Genomic DNA, 24,806 nt, shown 5'->3' with positions numbered 1-24,806 from the left:
ACCCCGCCCCCGCTTTGATCCGATGTTTGTGATGTCAGAAGGCTTCCGGTACCAGCGAGTCGGCTGCACTATGCAGGGTGGGTTCAAGTAGGGGAACCAGTAGCACATACGTGACTGGAGGCTGGGCGTATGACCGAAGCCACTACCCGACGCACCGTGCTGACCGCCGCGGCGGGCGCGGGTGTGCTGCTGGCCGTGGGGGCCTCCCCGGCCGCGGCCTCCCCCGGTGCGGGCCGCCACCGTGGGCGCCGGTTGCCGTTCCTGTTCGATATGGTGCACGCCAACCCCGGCGAACCGATGACGGCCTCGCGCTACAACGACCCGGCCACGCTGGCCTCGTACGACTACAACGGCCAGGTCATCAACGAATTCCGGCCGCCGCACACCGCGATCACCTTCGAGACCGTCGACGACCGGATCTTCCCCGCCGGATCGGCGGGCCGCGCCTGGGTCGAGGACAACGCCCGGCGCGTCCAGGAGCACATCAGCCGCGCGCACGCCGCCGGCATCGGCTCGTACTTCTTCACCGACATCATCGTGCTGCCCAAGCGCCTGGTGGAGTTGTACGGCAAGGACGTGCTGGACGACAAGGGGCGTATCAGCCTGCACCGGCCGAAGACCGCCGAGATCCACCGGCTGATGCTCCGCGAGGTCTTCGCCCGCTTCCCCGGCATCGACGGGCTGGTGATACGCACCGGCGAGACCTACCTCCAGAACGTCCCCTTCCACACTGGCAACAACCCCATCACCGAGGGGCAGTCCAGCCACGAACTGCTGATCAATCTGCTCCGTGAGGAGGTGTGCGTACGGGCCGGGAAGCAGCTCTTCTACCGGACCTGGGCGACCGGCAACGACAAGTTCCGGGAAGATCCGACCTATTACCGCGCCGTCACCGACCGGATCGAACCCCACGAGCGGCTGCTGTTCTCCATCAAGCACACGGCGAGCGACTTCTGGCGGACCATCCCCTTCAACCGGACCCTGGGCGTCGGGCGGCATCGGCAGATCGTCGAGGTGGAGTGCGCGCGGGAGTACGAGGCCAAGGGCGCCTGCCCCGACTATGTGGGCGACGGCGTCATCAACGGCTTCGAGGAGTACGCCGCCGGGTCCGTCCCCCGCGGGCTCGCCGACCTCGCCGCGAATCCCCTGCTGGCGGGGGTGTGGACCTGGTCACGGGGCGGCGGCTGGCGCGGCCCGTACATCTCCAACGAGCTGTGGTGCGACCTCAACATGTGGGTCCTGGCCCACTGGGCGCGGGACACCGGGCAGGGCGAGGCCGGGGCGTTCGCGGCGTACGCGCGGCGGATCGGGCTGCGCGGCGACGCGGTCCGGCGCTTTCGGCGGCTGGCCCTGCTCTCGGCCGCGGGGACCCTGCGCGGCCACTACAGCGCCCGTACCCCGGTGCCCAACATGACGTGGACCCGCGACCAGTACCTCGGCGGCTCCGACAAGGACCTCGCCGGCCACTACAAGGCGCTCGTCAACGGTGGTCTGGTCGGCGCGGCGCTCGCGGAGAAGGCGCAGGCGGCCCGTATCTGGCGGGAGGTCGTCGAGCTTGCCGACGGGTTGCCGTTGCGGGACCGGGAGGACCGGGCGTATGCGCGGGTTTCCGCTCGTTATGGGCTCTGCCTCTATTCGGTTGTCCACCATGGGTGGCAGGTGATGTTGCGCGGTTTCGCCGGTGAGCGGAGCCATGTGATGGGCAGTCATATGCGGGCTTATGACGCGGCTTGGCGGGAGTGGGAGCGACTCGCCGAACGTCACGCGTCTTGCGCTTCGCTTTATCAGCCGCTCGGGTTCGGCAAGAAGGATGCCGATGGGGTTTACGGGGCCGACCCGGATCACGGCATGGGGCCGTCCGTGGATCGCTACCGGGCATTGCTGGCGCGGTGAACACGGTTCAGTTCGGAAAGCTCCTTCTTTCCCCGCCCGGCCCCTTCCCTTCCCGTAGCCGAGGCGCTGCCCCGGACCCCGGCCCTCAAGCGCCGTAGGGGCCGGGTGGTCCAGCCGGTTATCGACAATAGGAGGCACACCTGTGCACAGTCCCGGAATTCCTCGAAGAACTCTGCTGGCCTCCGCCGCCGGAGCCGGCGCGGCTCTCGCGCTGGGCGGGGCGCCCTCCCCCGCTCTCGCGGCGGCTCGACGGCATCACCAGCGCTACGAGCCGACGCCCGAGTCGCTGGCTCGGCACCCGGTCGCCCGCTGGTTTCGGCAGGGCAAGTTCGGAATCTTCATCCACTGGGGGCCGTACGCGGTTCCGCACTGGGGCGACGACGCGTGGAGTTCCGAGTGGTACCTCTACGCCATGAACGCCTACGCCAAGGGCGGCGTGTTCGAGCACCACCGGGCCACGTACGGGCAGGATTTCCCCTACGACGCGTTCCTTTCCCGCTTTCGCGCCGAGCGGTTCGACGCCCGTTCCTGGGTGCGGCTCTTCGAGCGGGCGGGGGCGCGGTATTTCGTGCTCACGTCCAAGCATCACGACGGGTTCCAGCTCTTCCCCAATTCCGCCTCCAACCGCAATTCGGCGCTCATCGGGCCGCGGCGCGATCTGGTCGGCGAGCTGTTCCGGGCGGCCCGGGGCACGGGGCTGAAGCGGGGGCTGTACTACTCGCTCGGCGAGTTCTACAACCCGGCGCTGGGCACCGCGCCGATCAATCCGTATACGCGCGAGCCCGTTCCGTACACCGGGTACAAGCCGGTGACCGACTACGTCGAGGAGTACGAGCACGCCCATCTGCGGACGCTCATCCACCGCTACGACCCCGACATCCTGTGGGGCGACGGGCACGGCAGCCATAACTTCGCGGGCGGCGCGGGCCATATCTTCCGGCCGGAGCGGTGGGACTGGCGCAGCGACGAGATCCTCGCGCACTACTACAACCACGCCGAGGAGCGGGGCCGGCCCAAGGAGGTGATGGTCAACGACCGGTTCATCGCCTCGCACGCCGACTACACGGGCATCGAGGGCGACAAGCCGTCGTACGCGCTGCGGCCCGCGCCCTGGGAGGCGTGCCTGACCATGAGCAGGTCGTGGGGGTACATGGACCCGACGTACCGGATCAAGTCCAAGGAGAAGCTGGTCCAGTTGCTCGTCGACATCGTCTCCAAGAACGGCAATCTGCTGCTCAACATCGGCCCGCGGGCGGACGGCACCATCCCCGACTGGCAGCGCGATCGGCTGCTGGCGATCGGTGAGTGGCTGGACGTCAACGGGCGGGCGATCCACGACTCGCGGCCCTGGCGGCGGGCGGAGGACGGGCCGCTGCGCTACACGGTCGGCGACGACGGCCACTTCAACATCATCACGCTGACCCGGCCGGGCCCGCGGCTGACCGCCCCCGCCGATCTGCCGGTACGTGACGGCGACCGCATCCGGCTGCTCGGCCACCCCTCGCACGGTCTCCGCTGGTCGCGCACGGCGGACGGCATCGAGATCGCGCTGCCCGCCTCCGGGCCGCCGGGACCGCGAGCGGATCAGGGCGAGGCGTATCCGATGGTGCTCTCCGTCGCGAACGGCGGCCGCTCATGACCTCCGCACGCCGCGAACGCGGTTTCCCGGTCCGGGCGTTGGCCGCTCTCGTCACGCTGCTGCTCGCGGCCGCCCTCGCGCACGGGCTCCCCGCCGCAGCCGCCGAGAACGGCCACCCCTCCCCCGCCCGTTCGCAGCACTGGGTGGGTGGCTGGGGCACGGCGATGACGCCCCCGGGCATCTCCGGTTATTCGGCGACCGGCTTCGCCGACCGTACGCTCCGCATGGTGGAGCGGCTGTCCGCGGGCGGGAGCGCGGTGCGGCTGCGGCTGTCCAACGCGTACGGGACCTCGCCGCTCGACCTTGGCGCGGTGAGCGTCGCCCGGCGGGCGAAGGGCTCGGCGGTCGAGCCCGGCAGCAGCCGCGAGGTCCGCTTCGGCGGGTCGCGCTCCACGACGGTCCCGGCCGGGGCGGAGGCCGTCAGCGACCCCGTGCCGCTGTCCACGAAGGCCGATACGGACCTGGTCGTCAGCGTCCATCTGCCGACCGCCACGGGCCCGACCACCTGGCACCCGTGGGCCAAGCAGACCAACTACCTCTCCGGGGCCGGGGATCACACCGGGGACGAGTCGGGGGCGGCGTTCGGGGAGAAGACGACTTCCTGGTTCTTCCTGGACGGCGTGGACGTCCTCGCGCACCGCGCCAAGGGCACGGTGGTGGCGTTCGGCGACTCCATCACCGAGGGCGGGGTCACCGCCGACGACAGCAACCGGCGCTGGACCGACGAGCTGGGCCGCAGGCTGGCCGCGCGCCCCGGCGGGCAGCGGCTGTCCGTCGTCAACAAGGGAATCGGCGGCAACCGGGTGCTCACCGACGCCGGAACCCAAGGGCAGGGCAACCGCAACCTCGGCAACAGCGCCGAGTCCCGGTTCGCCCGGGACGCGCTCGGCCAGACGCGCGTCAGCGACATCATCGTGCTGGAGGGCACCAACGACCTCGGCAGCAACGCCGGGGTGCACCCCGGCACCCCGCTCACCGCGGACCAGCTGATCGCCGGGCTGGGCCGGCTGGCGCAGCGCGCGCACGCCGCGGGGCTGCGCGTCCACGGCGGGACGATCACGCCCAACGGGAAGCTGAACGCGCGGGCTGAGCGGATGCGCGAGGACGTCAACCGCTGGATCCGTACCGGCGGGGCGTTCGACACGGTCGTCGACTTCGACGCGGCGCTACGGGACCCGGCCGACCCGCACCGCATGCTCGCGGCGTATGACGGCGGTGACACGGTGCATCCCAATGACGCGGGGCTGCGGGTGATGGCGCGCACCGTGGATCTGTCGGTGCTGGGCCGCGGCTGACAGCGGTAGGCGCGTCGGACTACGGCGTTACGGGCCGGGGCGCGTGCCCCGGCCCGTACGGCGAGCCGTCCCGCTCAGGCGCCGCCCTCCGCCGACGCGGCGTCCGGGTCGATGACGACCTCGCGCGTGATGCCGATCTCCTTCAGGAACGGCCGGTCATGGCTGGCGACGATCAGCGCTCCCTCGTACGACTCCAGTGCGCTGACGAGCTGCCGGACGCTGGCCATGTCCAGGTTGTTGGTCGGCTCGTCGAGCAGGAGGAGCTGCGGGGCGGGTTCGGCCAGCATCAGGGCGGCCAGGGTCGCCCGGAAGCGCTCGCCGCCGGAGAGGGTGCCGGCCCGCTGGTCCGCGCGGGCGCCCTTGAAGAGGAAGTGCGCGAGGCGGGCGCGGACGCGGTTGTTGGTGGCGCCGGGCGCGAAGCGGGCGACGTTCTCGGCGACGGTCAGCTCGTCGTCGAGGACGTCGAGCCGCTGCGGCAGGTAGCGCAGCGGTACGTGCGTCCGCGCCTCGCCGGACTCCGGTGGGATCTCCCCGGTGATGGTGCGCAGCAGCGTGGTCTTGCCGGCACCGTTGGGGCCGAGGAGCGCGATCCGTTCGGGGCCGCGGATCTCCAGGTGGGCGCGGGCGCCGTTGCGTACCTCCAGGGAGTCCAGGGTCAGGACGCCGCGGCCGGGCGGTACGGCGGTGTAGGGCAGTTCGACGCGGATCTCGTCGTCGTCGCGGACGGCTTCGACGGCTTCGTCGAGGCGTTCCTTGGCCTCCTGGAGCCTCTCGGTGTGCATGATGCGGTGCTTGCCCGCGGAGACCTGGGCCTCGCGCTTGCGCTCGTTCATGACGATCTTCGGTTCGCGCTTGTTCTCGTTCATCTTCTTTCCGTAGCGGACCCGGCGGGCCAACTTGACATGGGCGTCGGAGAGTTCCCGCTGCTGCCGCTTCACGTCGGCCTCGGCGACCCGCACCATGCGCTCGGCGGCTTCCTGCTCGGCGGCCAGCGCCTGCTCGTACGCGGAGAGGTTGCCGCCGTACCAGTGGACCTCGCCGCCGCGCAGGTCGGCGATCCGGTCGACCAGTTCGAGCAGCTCCCGGTCGTGGCTGACCACCACCATGACGCCGGACCAGGCGGCGACGGCGTCGTACAGGTGCTGCCGGGCGCGCAGGTCGAGGTTGTTGGTGGGCTCGTCGAGGAGCAGCACGTCGGGGCGGCTGATCAGCAGGGCCGCGAGCCGCAGCAGCACGGACTCGCCGCCGGAGAGCGCGCCGGCGGTGCGGTCGAGGCCGATGCCGTCCAGGCCGAGCCGGTCGAGGGTGGCGCGGGCGCGCTCCTCGACGTCCCAGTCGTCGCCGACGGCGGTGAAGTGCTCCTCGCTCGCGTCGCCGCTCTCGATGGCGTGCAGCGCGGCGCGGGTCCCGGCGATGCCGAGGGCCGCGTCGACGCGGAGCGAGGTGTCGAGGGTGAGGCTCTGCGGCAGGTAGCCGATCCGTCCGGCGACGCGCACGGCTCCGGCGCTCGGGGTCAGCTCCCCCGCGATCAGCTTCAACAGGGTTGATTTTCCTGCCCCGTTGAGGCCGATGAGTCCGGTGCGGCCGGGGCCGACGGCGAGCTGGAAGTCTTCCAGTACGGGCGTGCCGTCGGGCCAGGAGAAGTCGAGGCCGGTGCAGGTGATGGAGGCTGCCGAAGGGGGCATATGAGACATAGGGGTCTCCATGGTGCTCGTGAATGCTCAAACGGAAAGGGCACAGCACGTGGAGACACCACGAGGGTGGGTGGAGGCGGCTCTGTGCCGAGGTCGCACGCACACGTCCGCGCACCAAGAGGCGCGGTCGCGGTGTCTCAGGACCTCAGTAGAGCAACTGCCTTCTCCCATCAACGGCAACAACGTTCGACACCGAAGGTAAGGGAGCGGGCGCGCGCCCCGCAAGGGGTTTTCCGCGCGTGGCGCACACCCGGATCAGTGGCGCGCACCCGGATCACGCGGCCCGCCGGTGCGTATCATCTCCGGGATGACCTCGAACAACGCGCGCCGCCCGGCGCCCGCCGCGGGATCGTGCCGGATCACGGTGTGCCGCGGCTGCTGCTGCGGTGACGCCCGCAAGGTGCCCGGTGTCGATCACGCGGGGCAGATAGCCCGGCTGCGCGCGGCGCTCGGCGGCGCGGCGCCGGTGCGGGCCTCGGAGTGCCTGGACGTGTGCGAGCAGGCCAATGTCATGGTGGTGCAGCCCTCGCCCGCGGGGCGGGCGGCGGGCGGGCGGCCGGTCTGGCTGGGGCTGGTCAACGACGACGGGGCGCTCGCGGACATCGCGGCGTGGGTACGGGCCGGGGGGCCGGGCGTGGCCGAGCCGCCCGGGGTGCTCGATCTGTACGGGTTCACGGTCTCCCGGCGGGTCGGCAAGGCGCTGGAGGGCTGAGGGCCGCCGCTGTCGCCCCGGCTGACTCGCTGCTGTCGCCGGCCGGGCGCCCGGGTGTGCCGCTCCGGCCGCGCGGGGGCGCCTCGCGCAGGGGTTCGGCGGCGTCGTGCGCGTACTCGGCGGCGTCGTACGCGCACTGTGCCGACTCCGACTCCGTCCCCGGCTCCGCGGGTGCCCCCTCCCCGCCCTTTGACCGACCGCGCGGCTCTGGTCATGGTTGACTCTGCATAGGGTTCCTCCATGACGATGTTTGACGAGCTGCCCGCCTTCGAGCTGGCGTTCCCGGGGCCCCTGCGCGACCAGTTGGTCGCGGCCGTGCTCTCCGGCGCGAAGACCTCCACCACCGGCCTGGTGCGGGAGTACGAGGTCGCGGGTGATCCGCTGCCCGTAGTGGGAGAGCGGTCCGCGGTGATCGACTCGGCCGGCCGGCCGGTCGCGGTGATAGAGGTGACGGAGGTACGCGTCATACCTCTGGGCGAGATCGACGAGGCACACGCGCGCGACGAGGGCGAGGGCCACGAGAGCGTCGCCGCGTGGCGGGCGGACCATGAGGGCTTCTGGCACGACCCGCGGATGCGGCAGGCGCTCGGCGACCCGCATTTTCTCGTGTCGGACGGGACGCCGGTGGTCGCGTGCCGATTCATGGTCGTGGAGTGCGGGCGGGTGCCGGTCGAGAACGGCGAGCTGTACTACGAGGCCGCGGGCAGCGGCCCGGCGCTGGTGCTGCTGCACGGCGGGATGCTCGACATGACCATCTGGGACGAGCAGTTCGCCCGGCTCGCGCGGTCCGGGCGACGCGTCATCCGCTACGACGCCCGCGGGCACGGCCGCTCCTCGGTCAGCGACGGCGACTGGTCCGACCACGACGATCTGTACGCGCTCCTGGACCAGCTGCGCGTCGTACGGGCCACTCTCGTGGGGCACTCGTCGGGCGCCCGGATCGCGGTGGACACGGCGATCACGCACCCCGGCGTCGTGGCGGCGCTGGTGCTCCTCGCGCCGGGCCTCAGCGGCAGCGAGGGCACCGACCCCTATATCCAGGAGCACCTCCAGGGGCAGGAGAAGTGCTTCGGCGCGCCGGACGGCGCGGAGCGCTTCGTCGAGCACTATCTGCGGATGTGGGTCGACGGCCCGTACCGCGAACCGGAGGCGGTGGACCCGGTGTTGCGCGAGCGGATATGGGCCACGGCCACGGCGAACGTCACGGCCAACGTCGCCACCCCGACCCTGGGCCGGGCGATCGAGGCCCAGGGTCTGGAGCGGCTGCACGAGATCCAGGTGCCGACGGTGGCCCTGGTCGGCGAGCTGGACAGCGGCGACATCGCGGGCAACCTCGCGGACATCGTCTCGGTGGTGCCCGGCGCGCGGGCCGTGGTGGTCCCGGGCGCCGGGCACCTCGTGAGCCTGGAGGGGCGGGCGTCCTTCGAGCAGTCGCTCGACGCGTTCCTGCGGGCACACCCCTGGGTATAGCGGTTCAGCGGTGCGGTAGACGAGCTCACCCCTCCGCGTGGCAGTGGCCGCTCCCGCTCTCCCTGGGCAGGTCGAGGGCGGGGTTGCGGTCGAAGAAACCGGTGGGCCGCAGGGTGAACCCGCTGTGGTCCACGGGCATGACCGGCCACTCCTCAAGCCGGGGCAGGTGGGTGGGGCCGAAGGTGTGCCAGAGGGTGAGTTCGGTGTTCTCCAGCGACTCGTCCCCGACGGCCCAGGCCGGCAGCCCCGCGCCGCCGGGATGCTGGTTGGGGCGGTCGCCCGCCGGGTAACGGCGGTCCGTACGGTGCCGGGTGACCCACAGGTGCTTCGTGCCGTACGCCATGCGCCGGGCGACGGCGGAGCCGGGCTGCGCCAGGAGCACCGGGCCGGGCTGCGGCACGAGGGTGTACGCGACGGGGCGGCCCATGCGGTTGAGCGAGGCCGGGTTGGTGATCTGCCAGCGCCTGCCGACCGCGGGGTCCGCGAGCCGCCCGCCGTCCCCGGCGACGGCGATCGGGGTCGTACGGGCGGTGAAGGCGTTGCCCGCCGGGTTGCCGGGGCCCGTCGGCATCGGCACGACGTCGACCTCCTCGACGGTGTTGGCGGGGCCGTCGACGGCGGCGTCGAGCCGCACGCAGAACAGGTGCTGGTGGTACGGGGCCAGCAGGCCCGGCGCGATCTCGGTGCCGTGCAGCGAGCCCGCGCCCGGCTCGACGGCCGCGGTCTGCACGATGCCGGTGGACTTGGCCTCGAAGCCGATGGAGCCGTCCTGGTGGAAGTACCAGTAGAAGCCGTAGTCGTAGTTGCCGACGGTCGCGATGAAGGAGACCACGAGGCGGCGGGCGCGGCGGCTCTCGACGGCGTCGTCGTTGAAGCTGTCGGTGTGCTTCCAGAGCAGTCCGAAGTCCTCCTCGTGCACGCAGACGGCGTTCGGCAGGGTCAGCGGCTCGCCGAGGTCGTCGGCGAGCACGGCGTCGAGGTAGCGGATCTCGCCGAGGCAGTCGCAGCCGAGCCGCAGCGCGTTGGTGCTCCGGCCCAGCGAGTACTCCCCCGCGTCGAGGAACGCCACCCAGTTGCGGCTCTCCTCCGCCTCCCCGTACGCGACGGCCATCTCGGCGAGCGAGGCGCGGTGCAGCACGGACCGCTCGCGGTCGCCGTCGCGGTGCGTGATCCGGTGCAGGACCAGGCCCTCGCGCGCGTTGAAGTCGATCCGGAACGACCAGTTCTGCCAGCTGAGCCGGTGGCCGTCGAGGGTGAACGAGGGGCCCTGCGGCTGGGTGATCTCCAGCGGGCGCAGATCGGTGCGGGCGGGCCCGTTGAACTCGGTCTCGTAGCGCCCGCACTCGGCCGGTACGGGCACCGGACCGGTGTCGATGAGCCGTACGACGCGCCGCTCGATGACATCGACGTCGGCGACCAGGCCGCCCACCGGGTGCGCCCAGGCGCTGTCGTCCGCCGTGCAGCGCAGCCAGGTCAGCGAGCGCATCAGGCGGCGGCCGGGGCGCCCGTCCACGGCGAGGGCCCCGGCGGACAGCGGCGCGCAGATCGCGAGGTCCGGCTCGGCGATGCCGCGCTCGGCCATCGCCTTGCGCCAGCCGGGGTCGGCCTTGACGACCTCGTCGACGATTCCGTACTCCTCGACGGTGATCCCCGCCTGCCCCTCCGAGGCGGCGTCGAGTCCGCGGTAGGAGAGGAGGGCGCCCGCGGTGACATCGACGACCGCCTCGGCCGCCGCCCCGGTCGCGGAGTCCAGCAGCGTGACCCGCAGCCGCCGCGTGACCGGGTCGCCCGCGCGGTGGGCGGCTGCCGTGTGCCGGTCGGGTTCGTCGAGCAGGACGAGGGGGAAGCGGGTGGCGGCCCCGACCTTGCCGGCCTCGTCGAGCACCCGACGGGCGGCGGAGATCTCGTCGGCCGTGAGCGGGTCGAGCGGGTGCGGGCCGAGGGCGGAGGGGCCGTCGAGGGAGTGGGAGTCGAGCGGGTGCGGGCCGGCCGCCTCGGGGGCCGGGTGACGCCACGTCATGGGTGCTCCTTCGGTTCGTCCTGACGGCTTGCTGGGTGCGGCTGCCCCGGTGGGGTCGGGCTGGTCGGATGGGGTCGAGCTGGTCGGGTGGGGTCGGGGCCCGCCGGTGGGTCGGGGCCGCCTGGTGGGGTTGCGCTCGCCCGGCGGGTCGATTCGGCCCGATTGGGTCGCGCTCGTCCTGCCGGGTCCGGCGGGACTGATGGGTCCTACTTAGACCGGCAGGCCCGGCAGGCCCAGCGATGGCCGACAGTCCACCCGACCAGGGTCACCCGGTGGCCCGAGTATGCGACGCCTCGTCGGACGCCTTCTCCAATTGGAACGCCTCGTTGCCCAGTCCGATACGGGCGTGCAGCGCTGGGCGTACGGACTTCAGCACGAGCCCGTAGACGATCCCGCCGACCGCGGCGGCCCCGATGATGCCCGGCAGAATCCAGCTCAGCGCCGAGCCGGGGTGGGTGCCCAGCAGGACGCCGAAGTCCTTGACCGTGAAGACGGCGATGACCAGCAGCGCGAGGGCCGCGACGGCGGAGGCCAGCAGCCGCCACGCCTGGGCGCGGCCCGCGCCGCGCCGTACGAAGAAGGCGATGACGGCGACCGAGGCGGTGGCCATCAGCACGATGATGCCGAGCGCGCCGATGTTGCCCATCCAGGCGAAGAGGTGCAGCACGGGAGCGGTGGGGTCGCCGATGGGCCGGCCGTCGGTGACCGCGAAGAGCACCACGACGACCAGCGCCACCGCGCTCTGGAGCAGCGAGCCGTAGGCGGGGGCGCCGCTGGAGGCGGCGGTGCGGCCGAGGGCGGCGGGCAGCAGCCCCTCACGGCCCATGGCGAAGGCGTAGCGGGCGACGACGTTGTGGAAGCTGAGCATCGCGGCGAACATGCCGGTGACGTAGAAGACGTGCATGACGTCGGTGAAGACCGGGCCGTAGCGGTCCTCGGTGAGCAGGAAGAGCAGGTTGGGCCCTTCCTTCTGGGCGGTGCCGACGATCGCGGAGGGCCCGGCGGCGACGGTCAGCGCCCAGGAGCTGACGACGAAGAAGAGGGCGACGAAGCCGACGGCGAGGAACATCACGCGGGCGACGAGGACGTTGGGCCGGCTGGTCTCCTCGGCGTAGACGGGGGCCTGTTCGAAGCCGACGAAGGCCGCGATGCAGAAGCACAGCGCGGTGCCGAGGCCGGCGCCGCTGAGGGTGGCGGGGTCGAAGGCGTGCAGCGACACCCCTTCCCCGCCCGGCCGGGCGAAGCCGGCGATGTCGAAGGCGATGACCATCGCGCACTCGACGAGGAGCAGCACGCCCAGCACCTTGGCGTTGAGGTCGACCTTCAGCCAGCCGAGTACGGCGACGATCAGGACGGCGCCGAGGGACGGTATCCACCAGGCGAGGGTCATATCGAAGTGGCGGGCGGCGAGGTTGGAGACCTCGAAGCCGAAGATGCCGAAGACGCCGACCTGGAGGGCGCTGTAGGCGACCAGGGCCACCAGGGAGGCGGCGGTGCCCGCGGTGCCGCCGAGGCCGCGGGCGATGTAGGCGTAGAAGGCCCCGGCGTTGTGGACGTGGCGGCTCATCTCGGCGTAGCCGAAGCCGAACAGCGCGAGCACGACGCCGAGGATGACGAACAGCAGCGGCTGTCCGACCATGCCCATGACACCGAAGGTGGTGGGCATGACCCCGGCCACCACCATCAGCGGCGCGCTGGCCGCGAGTACCGACAGCAGCAGGCCGGGCATGCCCAGCCGGTCGGCGCGGAGCCGTCTGCCCTGTCCTTTGAACGTGCTGATCTCGTGCGCCGTGCCCGTAGCCATCACGGGGTCCTCTTCCATAGGGGAGTCGGGGGAGCTGTCACTGGGTCAGACGGAGCCGAGCGCGCTGTCGCGCGCGGCGCGGAAGACCTTCTTCGGATCTCGGTCGGGGTAGGACCACGGGGCGCGGGTGGCATGCGGTCCGATGCGGGTGAAGAGCGCGGCGGCCTCGGCCATCCGGCCCTCCAGGAACTTGGCGTGCGCCAGGAAGTTGAGGTCGATCTTGCGCCGCGGGTGCTCCTCGCCGTCCCATTCGAGCCACCAGTCGAAGGCGGACTTCATGACCTGCCGGGCGCGGCGGGTGGTCCAGTGGCCGCTGCGGGCGGGGTCGCGCGGTTCCAGTCCGGCGCGGGCCAGCACGCGGTAGCGCTCGGCGTGGGCGACGACCGGCAGGACGGCCAGGGGCGAGTCGGCGGGGGCCTGTTCGGCGGCCCAGGAGGCGAAGTCGTAGACCTCGTGCAGCGGGTCCCGGCCGCCGCGCTGTTCGGCGAGGCAGGCCGCCATCAGATGGTGTGCGTGGTGGTGGTCCCGGTGGCGGGCCCGTACCTGGTCGAAGGCGCGTACGCACACGTCCCCCGAGCCGGTGCGGTGGGCGAGGATCTGGAGCGCCAGCCAGGGCGAGGGGTCGGCGGGGTCCATCCTGGCAGCGCCCAGACACGCCTCGCGCGCCTGCTCGGGGCCGTCCCTGCCGCGCGCGGCCCGGAAGACGGCGGCGCAGGCGAGCAGCGCCGCGGCGTCCGCGCTGTCCGGCTCGGCCAGCTGCCACTCCCGCGCCCAGGCCAGGCTGCTCTTCCCCGCGCCGAGGACGACGAGCCGGTGGCCGCGGCGGTCCCAGTCCTGGCCGGTCCGGGCGAGCAGGTCGCGGGCCGCGGGCCAGCGCCCGCGGGCGAGCGCGTCGCGGACCGTGGCGAGGGGTGCGTCGTCGAGCGCCGGGTCGAACGCGGGACCGTCCTTGTTCCGCGGCCGGCCCAAGGGCGGTGGAGGCGTCATCGGCGGACTTCCTCCATGGCGCACGTCCCCTCCGGGCGCGGGGTCAGCGCGTCCGCCTACGGATACAGACTCACGTGATCACGCACAGCAAACCGGTCCCCATGGGTCTGCGTCAAGAGCGGTCGCTGGACTGAACTTTCCCCAACTCCGGGGCTACCGGGGAGAGTTGATCAACAGGATCGTTTCAGCTGAGTTCTGCGGGTGTACGGACCCACGCGGCCTTCCCGCACGGACCCGCGCGGCCTTCCCATACGGACCCGCGCGACCTTCCCGCACCACCGCGGCAGCCTCGCCATACGGCCGTATGACCGTACAGCCATACGGCCGTACGCTGCCGACCAAGGCCCAGCCGCCCGCTCCCAGCCGTCCAGCCGACCAGCCGTCCGCCCCCTCAGCCCACCGCCCTCGCCGCCGCCCGCCCCGCCGTACGCCCCGAGAAGAGGCAGCCGCCGAGGAAGGTGCCCTCCAGCGAGCGGTAGCCGTGCATCCCGCCGCCGCCGAACCCCGCGGCCTCGCCCGCCGCGTACACGCCGGGCAGCACCTCGCCGCCCTCGGTCAGCACCCGCGAGGAGAGGTCGGTCTCCAGGCCGCCGAGCGTCTTGCGGGTCAGGATGCTCAGCCGCACGGCGATCAGCGGACCGGCCGCGGGGTCGAGGAGGCGGTGCGGCGCGGCGGTGCGGATGAGCCGGTCGCCGAGGTAGCGGCGCGCGCCGCGCACCGCCGTGACCTGGAGGTCCTTGGTGAACGGGTTGGTCATCTCCCGGTCGCGCGCGACGATCTCGTCGCGCAGCTCCTCCTCGACGATGAGCGGCTCCTTGGTCAGCTCGTTCATGCCCCGCACCAGCGCGCCCAGGTCGCGCTCCACGACGAAGTCCACGCCGTGGTCCATGAACGCCTTGACGGGGGCCGGCACCGCGGTACGGGCCCGGTCGAGTACGCCGCGGATGCTCTTGCCGGTCAGGTCCGGGTTCTGCTCGGAGCCCGAGAGGGCGAACTCCTTGCCGATGATGCGCTGGTCGAGCACGAACCACGTGTAGTCGTAGCCGGTCTCCATGATGTGTTCGAGGGTGCCGAGCGTGTCGAAGCCCGGGAAGAGGGGGACCGGCAGCCGCCGGCCGATCGCGTCCAGCCACAGCGAGGAGGGGCCGGGCAGGATGCGGATGCCGTGCCGCGCCCAGATCGGATGCCAGTTCTCGATGCCCTCGGTGTAGTGCCACATGCGGTCGGGGTTGATGACCCGGCCCCCGGCCCGCTCGGTGATGCCGAGCATCGCCCCGTCCACGTGCGCCGGTACCCCGCTGAGCATCCGGGCGGGCGGCGGGCCGAGCCGTTCGGGCCAGTTCGCCCGTACGAGATCGTGGTTGCCGCCGATGCCGCCCGAGGTGACGATCACGGCCTGGGCGCGCAGCTCGAAGGAGCCGGTCACCTCGCGGCTGCTGGCCGTGCCGCGCGCCGCCGCACTCGGCTGGAGGACCTCGCCGCAGACGGTGTCGACCGCGCCCGCGCTGCGGGTCAGAGTGGTGACGCGGTGCCGGAAGCGCAGGTCGACCAGGCCGCGGGCGGCCGCGGCCCGGACCCTGCGTTCGAAGGGCGCGACGAGTCCGGGGCCGGTGCCCCAGGTGATGTGGAACCGCGGCACGGAGTTGCCGTGCCCGGTGGCGGAGTACCCGCCGCGCTCGGCCCAGCCGACGACGGGGAAGAAGCGGACGCCCCGCTCGTGCAGCCAGGCCCGCTTCTCGCCGGCCGCGAAATCGACGTACGCCTCGGCCCAGCGGCGCGGCCAGTGGTCCTCCGGACGGTCGAAGCCCGCGGCGCCCTGCCAGTCCTGCCAGGCCAGCTCGTGGCTGTCGCGGACGCGCAGCCGGCGCTGCTCGGGCGAGTCGACGAGGAACAGGCCGCCGAAGGAGAAATGCGCCTGGCCGCCGATGGACCGCTCGGGCTCCTGATCGAGCAGGATGACCCGGCGGCCGGCCGCGGCGAGTTCGGCGGTGGCGGCGAGCCCGGCCAGGCCCGCGCCGATCACGATCACGTCTGCGTCGTAGGCCATGGGGGCGTCCGTCCTGCTCGGCTGGGTCGCTGCGCTGCGGCTGGTCGCTTTGATCCTCGGATCGCGCGGCCCGGTGCGTCAACTGTTCGGAGCGAGTACGCGCGCGCCCCGGCCGTCACCCGTTCGCGCCGGCCCCTCGCGGGATACGCCCCGGCTGCCGCGTCCGCGCGGGGATGGCAGACTGCGAATCCGGGTACTCGGCCGCCGCGCCACCCCCTGCGGCGGCTAAGGTCTTCTGCCAAGTCCCCCACACCCGGCCGGTCTTGAGGTACGCGACGTGACTGTCCTCGTCTTCATCTACGCCGTGGGAGCAGCGTGCTGCCTGGGTGTCGGCTTCGTCTTCCAGCAGAACGCGGCGCAGCGGGCCCCCATGAGCGACTTCCTCTCTCCCCGGCTGCTGCTCGACCTGATCCGGATGCCGCGCTGGGTGGCGGGCATCGCGCTGATGGCGGCGGGCATGGTGCTCGGCGCGCTGGCACTGGGCTGGGGCGAGGTCTCGCTGGTGGAGCCGTTGCTGGCGACGAATCTGCTGTTCGCGATGGCCCTGTCCAGATGGCAGACGCGGCAGCCGCTCGGCTGGACGGGCTGGGGCGGGCTGTGGCTGCTGGCGGGCGGCGTGACGGCGTTCATCGTGGCCGGGCAGCCGCGCGGCGGCGACACCGTCGCCTCCCCGCTGCGCCACTGGCTGATCATCGGCCTGATGCTGGGGTGCGCGCTGCTGATGACGCTGACCGCCAAGCGGGTGCGGATGAGCGCCGAGGCCGTGCTGCTGGCGGTGGCGGCGGGCCTGCTGTACGGGCTCCAGGACGCGCTGACCCGGGTCAGCAGCGAGCGGCTGGCGGACGGCGGCTGGGCGGCGCTGGCCACCGGGTGGCAGCCGTACGGGGTGCTGGCGCTCGGCGTCACCAGTCTGGTGCTGGTGCAGAGCGCGTTCGAGACGGCGCCGCTGCGGATGTCGCTGCCCGCCCTGACCGCCGCCCAGCCGCTGGCGGGGATCGTCTGCGGGGTCGGGTTCCTGGGCGACCGGCTGCGGATGACGACGGGCGCGCTGGCCTGGGAGGCCGCGGGCATCGCGGCGATCGTCCTGGGCATCGTGCTGATCGGCCGCCACCCGGCGATGCCCGCGGGGACGTCGGAGGCCGGGCGCGTACGGGACCTCCAGCCGCGCTGACGGGGGCGGGGACGGACGTACGGGCCGGGGCGGGCACGCGCCCCGGCCGGGCACGCGCCCCGGCCGGGCACGCGCCCCGGCCGGGCGCGCGGCCGGGACGGTCGTACGGGGCGTACGTACCGGCCGGGTCGGGCCGAGGGCCGGAGCGGGCCCGGTCGGGGCGGTGTCCGGGGCGTACGGGCCGGTGGCCGCCGTGGCGCTTCGGGGCGTGGATGATGTGATGGACGTATGGCTGATACACACGAGGAGCCGCCGCTCTCGGCGGACGAAGTACTGGACATCGTGGACGACTGCGACGAGGTGGTCGGCCAGGCCCGGCGCGACGACGCGTACGTGCGGGGGCTGCGGCACCGGTGCGCCTTCATCCTCGTCCGGGACGGCGAGGGACGGATCTTCGTGCACCGCCGCACCGCGCGGAAGCTGGTCTTCCCCTCGCACTACGACATGTTCGTGGGCGGGGTCGTCGGGGCGGGTGAGACGTACGACGAGGCGGCGCTGCGCGAGGCGGAGGAGGAGCTGGGCGTGCGCGGGCTGCCCGCGCCGCTGCCGCGGCTGAAGTTCCTGTACACATCGCCCGACTCCGACCACAGCTGGTGGTCGTGGGTCTACGAGGTGCGCTGCGACCTTCCGGTCGATCCGCAGTCCGAGGAGATCGCCTGGCACGCCTTCCTCACCGAGGAGGAGCTGGACGACCGGCTCGCCGAGTGGGACTGGACGCCGGACGGGCTGGAGGCGTACCGACGGCTGCGGCTGCTCGACGGGGAACACGGAAAGTAGAGTCCTGCCATGATCGATCGTGGCAGGCCCGCCTCCGGGGCCCTCGCGTCCGCCGCCGCGAGCGTGCGGCTGTGGTTCGCGCCGCGGCGCATCCACGAGGAGGGCACGACCCCCGACTACCGCTTCACGCTCGCCAACGAGCGCACCTTCCTGGCCTGGCTGCGCACCTCGCTGGCGCTGGTGGGCGGCGGCTTCGCGGTCGATCAGTTCCTGCCGCGCATACCCCGGCCGCTGCGGCTCACGCTGGCGCTGGTGCTGCTGGTGGGCGGCGCGCTGTGCGCGGTGCGGGCGGTGAACCAGTGGGTGCGCTGCGAGCGGGCGATGCGGCGCGGCGAGGACCTGCCGATCAGCCGGTTCCCGACCATGCTGGCGCTGCTGCTGGCGGCGATCTCGGTGGTGCTGGTGCTCGTGGTCGCCTTCGGCTGGGCGGGCTGATGGAGCTGGCTCCGGGCGGGTCCGAGGAGCAGGAGCAGGAGCGGCGGCGGGAGCGGGACCCGGGGCTCCAGCCGGAGCGGACCCGGATGGCGTGGCGGCGTACGACGCTGTCCTGTGCGGTGGCCGGGGTGCTCGCCGTCCGGCAGGCCCTGCGCAGCGGCCCGGACCCGCTCGCCGTACTGGCCGTGGCGCTGATCGCCCTGGCCTTCCTGGCCTTTCTGGGCGCGGCCAACCGCCGCATCCACGCCCTCGACGCGCCGCGGCCGCCCGCCCTGTCCCCGCGGGCGGCCGTGGCCGCCGCCGGATGCACGATCGCCCTGGTGGCGCTGGGCGTGGGGGTGCTGGCCCTCGGAGAGTGACCGAACGGGAATCAGCGGTAGCGCATCCATCCTGATCCCGGTTCGGTGACCTCCCTGTTCTGCCTGGTCGGCGGGGTCTGCGTTGCTGGTCACGTCTGTCTCCCCCAAGGGCTACGAGCCGTGGCAGCCGGGTACGAGACGAGAGCGTACGTCTCCAGGGCGGGGTCGCCTTCGCCGCTTTGCGGCCACGGCTCCCGATGAGGAGTCGCCGGGCGGTCCCTATGCGGGCCGGGCGAAGCGTTCTTTGAGCGCGTCCAGGCCGGTGGCGTAGATGTTGTCGCCGAATTGCCTCTCGATCTCGGGGACGAGTTCGTCGGCGGCCTCGTATGTCGCGGTCCAGTGGATCTCGGCGCCCGCGTCGTGCGGGTGTACGGACAGCGTGGAGACGTAATCGGAGACGGGGACGGCGGATTCATGGATGGTGTAGCAGAGCATCCGGCGCGAGTCGTCTTTCTCCAGGAGCCGTTCCCGGATGACCACTTGGCCGTTGAGGGAGAACGCCTGCACCGCCCCGGGCGTCTCGGGATCGGCGCCGTCCTCGATGACCGACGGTGGCAGCAGGGGGTGCCAGTCGGCGAGGCCGCCGAACGTTCCGATGAGCCGCCAGACGGCATCGGGGTCGGCGGTGACCACGGTGATGCGGGTGAGCGTGTGCACGGATGAGCCTCCGATGGCTGCGGATCGCGGGTTGTCTCCGACCGGCCGTTCCCCTTCGCGGCTCACCAAGTGCCGTCGCCGCGCAGTACGGCGTCGGCGCCGCCGTCGATGAAGACGACCTGGCCGGTGACCAGTTCGTTCTCGGGGGAGGTGAGCCAGGCCAGGAGGGGAGCGATCTGTGCCGGCTGGGCGTGGCCGTGGAGCGGCATGGGGACAGTCGTGTCGAGGAGCTCGCGCACCTCTGGGCTGGCCAGCATGGGTTCGGTCATGGGGGTGACGACGGTGCCGGGGGCGACGGCGTTGAGGGGGATACCGGCGCCCGCCCAGTCGGCGGTCACGGAGGTGCGGCGTATCCATCGGGCGATGGCGGCCTTGGTCGAGCCGTAGATCGCATAGCCCTCTCCCCGGTCGACCGCCGCCTGGGCGGCGGCCAGCGCCGCCTCCTCGTCACCGGCGAGCGCCGCGTCGGCGATGGCCGTGTCGTGAGGGTGGACGGCGGTGGCCGAGGCGATGACGACGGCGCGGGGGGCCGCACTGGCGGCCAGCAGGGGGCGCAGCCCTTCCAAAGTGGCGACCGCGCCGAAGTAGTTGACGCTGACGGCTCGGGGGTCGAAACCGGCGAGGCCGGCGCCCGCGATCACGGCGTCGAGTCGCCCACCGCTCAGCTCTTTCGCCTGCTGGACCAGATGGACCCGGCCATAGGGGGTGGCGAGGTCCGCGACGATATCGGCGTCCTTGAGGTCAGCGCCGATGACCGTGTGCCCCTGCTCCTTGAGGCTGGTGGCGGTGGCCTTGCCGATGCCGGAGGCGGCTCCGGTGATGAGGTAAGTGCGGGACATGGTCCGCTCCTTCGCTGACGCTGTATGTTCGCCGGTCGCCGGTCGCCGGTCGCCGGTCTCGATCGCCGGTCTCGATCGCCGTTCGCCGTGCGGCCCACCGGCGCGCGGGCATGCGGCCATGCGGCGGTGGCGCGACAGCACGGGCACAGCGGATGAATCGACCGCCGGCCGATCGGCGCTTGATCAGTCGTTGATCAACATAAGCTTTTTTGGCGCGGCGTGCCAATAAATCTCTGTGAGAATGAGGGCCAAGGCGAACCATGGCAAGGAGCGAACGATGGCGGCAGCGCGGGGCCGTCCGTCCCTGACGGAACACCGGCGCCTTCAGACCCGGCTGGAGCTCGCGGAGGCCGCGGCGGCCCTGTTCGCGGACCGCGGCTACGAGGCGACGACGGTCGAGGACATCGCCTCGGCCGCGGGCATCTCCCTGCGCACCTTCTACCGCTACTGCCCGACGAAGGAGGACGCCCTCGCCCCCCTCTTCACCTCCAGCGTCAGCCATCTCGTGGACGTCCTCGCGGAACATCCGATCGATGAACCGCTCAGCGCCGCCATCGAGGCGTCCTTCGGGACAGCGACGGCCGAGCGCCGTCTGGAGGACGCTGCCCGGGCCCGCCGACTGGTCCGGGTCCTGGGGACCGTCCCCGTCCTGAAGACGCGCTGGCTCGCCGCGGGGCGGGAGATGCGGGAACGGCTGGCGCCCGCCCTGGCATCCCGGGCGGGCGCCCCTGCCGACAGTCTCGAAGTGCGTCTGATGACCACCGCGGTGCTGGATGCGTTCACCGTCACCATGGAGTACTGGGCCTGGCAGGACGAGCCCGAGGAACTCGTCGACCTGATGCGCCGCGCCCTGGCGTTTCTGCGACTCGACGAGCTCCAGGCGAAGCCCGACCCATCCGTCGACACGTAGTCAGAATGCCCGTTGGGGCCTGGCCGATGGATCGGAGCCGGGCTCGCGACACGCGACGCGCCCCAGCGGCACAGGAGTTCCTGCCGGAACCCGCCACCCGACGCCTGCCGCGATTCCCCGCCCGGATACGACCGGGAGCCGTGACGGCGCCGATCCGGCCAGGGAGATGACACGGACTCCGGGACGCCGGCCCCCTCGGGGTCACCAGCGCGGTACCGCCGGGGTCGTCCAGTTAGGGTCGGCCACCCGCATCGCCGCCGCGTCGTCGCGTTCGCGCATCGTGCCGTCGTCGTCCAGCCAGCGGCGGTGGAGCGCGGCGAGGGCGGGGCGGTCGAGTTCGACGCCGAGGCCGGGGGCGTCGGGGACGGTCAGGCAGCCGTCCTCGAAGACGTGGCGCCGGGTGATGACGTCCTCGGTCTGCCAGGGGTAATGGCTGTCGCAGGCGTAGTCGAGGTTGGGGACGGTGGCGGCGACATGCGTCATGGCGGCGAGGCTGATGCCCAGGTGGGTGTTGGAGTGCATGGACAGGCCGACGCCGAAGGTGCGGCAGATCGCGGCGAGTTCGCGGGTGTTGCGCAGCCCGCCCCAGTAGTGATGGTCGGAGAGGACGACCTGGACGGCGCCGCGGGTGAACGCCTCGCGTATCTCGGGGAAGGTCGTCACGCACATATTGGTGGCGAGCGGCAGGCCGGCGCCCGCCGCCACCTCGGCCATCCGGCCGGTGCCGCTGGCGGGGTCCTCCAGGTATTCGAGTACGTCCCCCAGCGCGCGGGCCACGCGCAGGGAGGTCTCGACGGACCAGGCGCCGTTGGGGTCGAGGCGCAGCGGCTGCCCGGGGAAGGCGGCGGCAAGGGCCCGTACGGCGGCGATCTCCTCGTCCGGCGGGAAGACGCCGCCCTTGAGCTTGAAGGAGCGGAAGCCGTACTCGGCGGCGAACCGCCGCGCCTGGGCGACGATCCGCCCCGGGTCGAGGGCGGCGCCCCAGTCGTCCTTGGGGGCGTCGGGGGCGGGGTGGGCGGCCCAGCGGTAGAAGAGGTACGCGCTGTACTCGACGCGGTCGCGGACCTTGCCGCCGAGGAGCGTGTGCACGGGCAGGCCGCGCGTCTTGCCGAGCGCGTCGAGGCAGGCCACTTCGAAGGCGGAGACCACGGAGAGGCGGAGCTTCGCGGCGCTGCGGACGCCGCGCAGCCCCCCGGCGTCGACGCTCGCGTCGGCCGTCCCTACGCCCGGCGCGCTTCGCGCGGAGCTCGCGGCGGCGGCTTCGGCTGCTCCGGCGGTTTCGGTGGCTTCGGCTGCTCCGGCGACTTCGGCCGCTTCGGCGAGCGAGAAGAGCCGGTTCATGTCCGTGATCGGGTGGCCGATCAGGGAGTCGGCGAGCGGGCGGGCCAGCGCGAGGTAGTCGCCGTCCCCGTAGGTCTCCCCCACCCCCGTCACGCCGCCGCGCGTGACGACTTCGACGATGAGCCGTGGTGTGTAGGGCTGGTGGACGCCCTGGGTGTTGAGCAAGGGCGGGTCGGCTATCAGGATCGGGGTGAGATGAACCTCTTCGATCGTCAGCGACGTATCCATACGTGAACCATATTCAGGGATGCGTCCAGTGCGCTAGATCTCATCACGAGATCACTGGACGACATACCGACTGGTCGGCATCATGTTCCGCGTACGCACGTCCCCACCGTTTCCATCCGTCTACGTCCAAACTGAGGAGCACGCGATGAGCAAGGGCAACCCGCCAGGGCTCGACCTGGAGCGGCTGAGCGCGCACCTGGACCGCGAACGCCCCGGACTCGCGACGGCGCCGCTCACCGCCGAGCTGATCGAAGGGGGCCGCTCCAACCTCACGTACGCGGTCACCGACGGCGCCTCCCGCTGGGTGGTGCGCCGCCCCCCGCTCGGGCACGTCCTCGCCACCGCCCACGACATGCGGCGCGAGTACCGGGTGATCAGCGCGCTGCAGGAGACCACCGTGCCGGTGCCCGAGACGCTGCTGCTCTGCGAGGACGAGTCCGTCACCGGCTCGCCCTTCTACGTCATGGAGTTCGTGGACGGCACGCCGTACCGCAGCGCCGAACAGCTCACGGCCATCGGCCCGCGCCGCACCCGCGAGGTGGTCCTCGCCCTCGCCGACACGCTCGTACAGCTGCACGCCGTCGATCCGGCCGCGGTCGGCCTGGCGGACTTCGGACGCCCCGACGGCTTCCTGGAGCGGCAGCTCCGCCGCTGGGGCAAGCAGCTGGAGGCGTCCCGCAACCGCGAGCTGCCCGGCATCGACGAGCTCCACCAGGCGCTCGCGAAGAAACTGCCGAACTCCCCCGCCCCGGCCGTCGTGCACGGCGACTACCGCCTCGACAACGTCCTGGTCGGCGCCGACGACCGCATCAAGGCGATCCTGGACTGGGAGATGTCCACGCTCGGCGACCCGCTCACCGACCTCGGCCTGCTGATGATGTACAGCGAGCTGGAGGCGTTCGAGGGCTCGCCCGTGGCCACCACGCGCGGCGCGCCCGGCCACCCCGAGCCCGCCGAGATCGTGGAGCGCTACGCCGCCGGCTCCGGCCGCGACGTGAGCGCCCTGCCCTGGTACACGGCCTTCGCCTACTTCAAGCTCGCCGTGATCCTCGAAGGCATCCACTACCGCTACACGCTCGGCCAGACCGTCGGCGCCGGCTTCGACAGCATCGGCGCCCTGGTCCCGGTCTTCATCGACAACGGACTCACCACCCTTCAGGAGGGCTGAGCACACCATGGACTTCGCATTCGACGCCCGTACCGAAGAGCTGCGCGAGCGGCTCCTCGCCTTCATGGACGAGCGGGTCGTCCCCGCCGAACCGGTCGCGGCCGAGCAGCGGGCGAAGCTGGCCTCCCCGTGGGGCACCCCGGCGATCGTCGAGGAGCTCAAGGCCGAGGCGCGCGAGCGGGGCCTGTGGAACCTCTTCCTGCCGGACGAGGAGTACGGCGCCGGGCTGACCAACCTCCAGTACGCGCCGCTCGCCGAGATCACCGGCCGCAGCCCGCAGCTCGCGCCCACCGCGCTCAACTGCGCCGCCCCGGACACCGGGAACATGGAGGTGCTCGCGCAGTTCGCCACCGCGGAGCAGCGGCGGCGGTGGCTGGAGCCGCTGCTCGCCGGGGAGATCCGGTCCGCCTTCGCGATGACCGAGCCCGAGGTCGCCTCGTCCGACGCCACCAACATCGAGACGCGGATCGAGCGCGACGGCGACGACTACGTCATCACCGGCCGCAAGTGGTACATCTCCGGGGCCATGAACCCCGACTGCCGGATCTTCATCGTCATGGGCAAGACCGACCCGGACGGCACGGACATCCGCCGCCAGCAGTCCATGGTCCTGGTCCCCCGCGACACCCCCGGCGTCGACGTCCGCCGCGCCATGCAGGTCTACGGCTACGAGGACCACTCCCACGGCGGCCACGCCGAGGTCGTCTTCGACGGCGCCCGGGTGCCCGCGGGCAACCTCATCGGCGAGGAGGGCGGCGGCTTCGCCATCGCCCAGGCCCGCTTGGGCCCCGGCCGCATCCACCACTGCATGCGGCTGATCGGGATGGCCGAGCGGACCATCGAGCTGATGTGCCGGCGCGCCGTGGACCGTACGGCCTTCGGCAAACCCCTCGCCCAGCAGGGCGTCGTCCAGGAGTGGATCGCGGACGCCCGGGTGGCGGTGGAGCAGCTGCGGCTGCTGGTGCTCAAGACCGCGTGGCTGATGGACACCGTCGGCAACCGCGGCGCGCACACCGAGATCCAGGCCATCAAGATCGCGACGCCGCGGACCGTCGTGGACATCATCGACCGGGCGGTGCAGCTGTACGGGGCCGGCGGCGTCAGCCAGGACTTCCCGCTCGCGGAACTGTGGGCGGGCGCGCGCACCCTGCGGCTCGCGGACGGCCCGGACGAGGTGCACCAGCGCTCGCTGGCTCGCCGGGAGCTGAAGAAGTACCTCTGAGCCGGTGGCACGAGAGCGGGGGGGGGAGGGGAGGGGCGGGGGGGAGAGAGAGGGCGGGGCGTGGAGCCACACCAGCACACCCCACAAAAAAAGACGAGGGGGGGGGGAACCAAAATAGCGGGGGGGGGGTGTCCGTCT

20 protein-coding genes and 1 pseudogene are annotated in these 24,806 nt (G+C 72.3%); 13 read left to right on the top strand and 8 right to left on the bottom strand.

Features of this window, described 5'->3' with window-relative positions; genetic code table 11:
* Positions 1–129 precede the first annotated feature (129 nt).
* The 3 genes from AC07AB_RS23390 to AC07AB_RS23380 all read left to right on the top strand — a co-directional run bounded on the left by AC07AB_RS23390 (position 130) and on the right by AC07AB_RS23380 (position 4,827).
* Positions 130–1,893, top strand: a complete 1,764-nt coding sequence (locus AC07AB_RS23390) for a hypothetical protein (RefSeq protein ID WP_478569949.1) — start codon at positions 130–132, stop codon at positions 1,891–1,893.
* A gap of 142 nt (positions 1,894–2,035) precedes the next feature.
* A complete protein-coding gene (locus AC07AB_RS23385; protein ID WP_478569947.1) occupies positions 2,036–3,532 on the top strand; it encodes an alpha-L-fucosidase in 1,497 nt (498 codons plus the stop codon).
* Positions 3,529–4,827 carry an SGNH/GDSL hydrolase family protein gene (locus AC07AB_RS23380; protein ID WP_478569945.1) on the top strand — a complete coding sequence of 433 codons (1,299 nt, stop codon included), beginning with the start codon at positions 3,529–3,531 and terminating at the stop codon, positions 4,825–4,827. Before AC07AB_RS23385 ends, AC07AB_RS23380 begins: the two co-directional genes overlap by 4 nt.
* 74 nt (positions 4,828–4,901) lie before the next feature.
* Here AC07AB_RS23380 and AC07AB_RS23375 read toward each other — a convergent pair whose 3' ends face one another.
* On the bottom strand, positions 4,902–6,521 hold the full coding sequence (locus AC07AB_RS23375; RefSeq protein ID WP_478569943.1) for an ABC-F family ATP-binding cassette domain-containing protein: 1,620 nt from the start codon (positions 6,519–6,521) through the stop codon (positions 4,902–4,904).
* 307 nt (positions 6,522–6,828) lie between these two features.
* Between AC07AB_RS23375 and AC07AB_RS23370 the strand changes: the two genes are divergently transcribed.
* From AC07AB_RS23370 to AC07AB_RS23360, 3 genes and pseudogenes are all read left to right on the top strand, one after another.
* Entirely contained in the window at positions 6,829–7,233 is a 405-nt protein-coding gene (locus tag AC07AB_RS23370; RefSeq protein WP_478569941.1) for a (2Fe-2S) ferredoxin domain-containing protein, read from the top strand.
* 240 nt (positions 7,234–7,473) lie between these two features.
* Positions 7,474–7,887, top strand: a pseudogene (locus AC07AB_RS23365) (ASCH domain-containing protein); the annotation flags it as partial.
* Entirely contained in the window at positions 7,876–8,703 is an 828-nt protein-coding gene (locus AC07AB_RS23360) for an alpha/beta fold hydrolase (RefSeq protein ID WP_478570068.1), read from the top strand. The pseudogene AC07AB_RS23365 and the gene AC07AB_RS23360, both read left to right, overlap by 12 nt.
* A 25-nt stretch (positions 8,704–8,728) precedes the next feature.
* On the opposite strand, the gene AC07AB_RS23355 is transcribed toward AC07AB_RS23360, so the two are convergent.
* The 4 genes from AC07AB_RS23355 to AC07AB_RS23340 form a co-directional block, all read right to left on the bottom strand.
* Positions 8,729–10,723 (bottom strand): primary-amine oxidase, encoded by a 1,995-nt coding sequence (locus AC07AB_RS23355; RefSeq protein WP_478569939.1) that lies wholly within the window; start codon positions 10,721–10,723, stop codon positions 8,729–8,731.
* 265 nt (positions 10,724–10,988) lie between these two features.
* Positions 10,989–12,527, bottom strand: a complete 1,539-nt coding sequence (locus AC07AB_RS23350; RefSeq protein ID WP_478569937.1) for an APC family permease — start codon at positions 12,525–12,527, stop codon at positions 10,989–10,991.
* 45 nt (positions 12,528–12,572) lie between these two features.
* The gene (locus AC07AB_RS23345) at positions 12,573–13,514 is read right to left on the bottom strand and encodes a hypothetical protein (RefSeq protein WP_478569935.1); all 942 of its coding nucleotides are present in this window, start codon (positions 13,512–13,514) and stop codon (positions 12,573–12,575) included.
* Between the two features lie 391 nt (positions 13,515–13,905).
* Positions 13,906–15,561: an FAD-binding dehydrogenase gene (locus AC07AB_RS23340; protein WP_478569933.1), complete on the bottom strand. Its 1,656-nt coding sequence runs from the start codon at positions 15,559–15,561 to the stop codon at positions 13,906–13,908.
* Positions 15,562–15,838: 277 nt separating this feature from the next.
* Between AC07AB_RS23340 and AC07AB_RS23335 the strand changes: the two genes are divergently transcribed.
* From AC07AB_RS23335 to AC07AB_RS23320, 4 genes are all read left to right on the top strand, one after another.
* The gene (locus AC07AB_RS23335; protein WP_478569931.1) at positions 15,839–16,732 is read left to right on the top strand and encodes a DMT family transporter; all 894 of its coding nucleotides are present in this window, start codon (positions 15,839–15,841) and stop codon (positions 16,730–16,732) included.
* Positions 16,733–16,960: 228 nt separating this feature from the next.
* On the top strand, positions 16,961–17,509 hold the full coding sequence (locus AC07AB_RS23330) for an NUDIX domain-containing protein (RefSeq protein ID WP_478569929.1): 549 nt from the start codon (positions 16,961–16,963) through the stop codon (positions 17,507–17,509).
* A 9-nt stretch (positions 17,510–17,518) separates the two neighbouring features.
* Entirely contained in the window at positions 17,519–17,944 is a 426-nt protein-coding gene (locus tag AC07AB_RS23325) for a YidH family protein (protein WP_478569927.1), read from the top strand.
* Positions 17,944–18,303: a DUF202 domain-containing protein gene (locus AC07AB_RS23320; RefSeq protein ID WP_478569925.1), complete on the top strand. Its 360-nt coding sequence runs from the start codon at positions 17,944–17,946 to the stop codon at positions 18,301–18,303. Before AC07AB_RS23325 ends, AC07AB_RS23320 begins: the two co-directional genes overlap by 1 nt.
* 219 nt (positions 18,304–18,522) lie before the next feature.
* Here the strand turns inward: AC07AB_RS23320 and AC07AB_RS23315 are convergent, their stop codons facing one another.
* Both AC07AB_RS23315 and AC07AB_RS23310 read right to left on the bottom strand, forming a co-directional pair.
* Positions 18,523–18,960 (bottom strand): SRPBCC family protein, encoded by a 438-nt coding sequence (locus AC07AB_RS23315; protein WP_478569923.1) that lies wholly within the window; start codon positions 18,958–18,960, stop codon positions 18,523–18,525.
* A gap of 62 nt (positions 18,961–19,022) precedes the next feature.
* A complete protein-coding gene (locus tag AC07AB_RS23310) occupies positions 19,023–19,799 on the bottom strand; it encodes an SDR family oxidoreductase (protein WP_478569921.1) in 777 nt (258 codons plus the stop codon).
* A gap of 277 nt (positions 19,800–20,076) precedes the next feature.
* Between AC07AB_RS23310 and AC07AB_RS23305 the strand changes: the two genes are divergently transcribed.
* Complete coding sequence (locus tag AC07AB_RS23305) at positions 20,077–20,709, top strand: TetR/AcrR family transcriptional regulator (RefSeq protein ID WP_478569919.1); 633 nt, start codon at positions 20,077–20,079, stop codon at positions 20,707–20,709.
* A 201-nt stretch (positions 20,710–20,910) separates the two neighbouring features.
* Here the strand turns inward: AC07AB_RS23305 and AC07AB_RS23300 are convergent, their stop codons facing one another.
* Entirely contained in the window at positions 20,911–22,278 is a 1,368-nt protein-coding gene (locus AC07AB_RS23300) for a glucarate dehydratase family protein (protein WP_478569917.1), read from the bottom strand.
* Between the two features lie 145 nt (positions 22,279–22,423).
* On the opposite strand from AC07AB_RS23300, the gene AC07AB_RS23295 reads away from it, so the two are divergent.
* On the top strand, positions 22,424–23,446 hold the full coding sequence (locus tag AC07AB_RS23295; protein ID WP_478569915.1) for a phosphotransferase family protein: 1,023 nt from the start codon (positions 22,424–22,426) through the stop codon (positions 23,444–23,446).
* 7 nt (positions 23,447–23,453) lie between these two features.
* Positions 23,454–24,668 carry an acyl-CoA dehydrogenase family protein gene (locus AC07AB_RS23290; protein ID WP_478569913.1) on the top strand — a complete coding sequence of 405 codons (1,215 nt, stop codon included), beginning with the start codon at positions 23,454–23,456 and terminating at the stop codon, positions 24,666–24,668.
* Positions 24,669–24,806 lie beyond the last annotated feature (138 nt).

This window comes from Streptomyces sp. NPDC044033 (assembly GCF_056434425.1).
The sequence above is the reverse complement of the archived record's forward strand: the minus strand, read 5'-3'. Positions and strand labels throughout refer to the sequence as shown.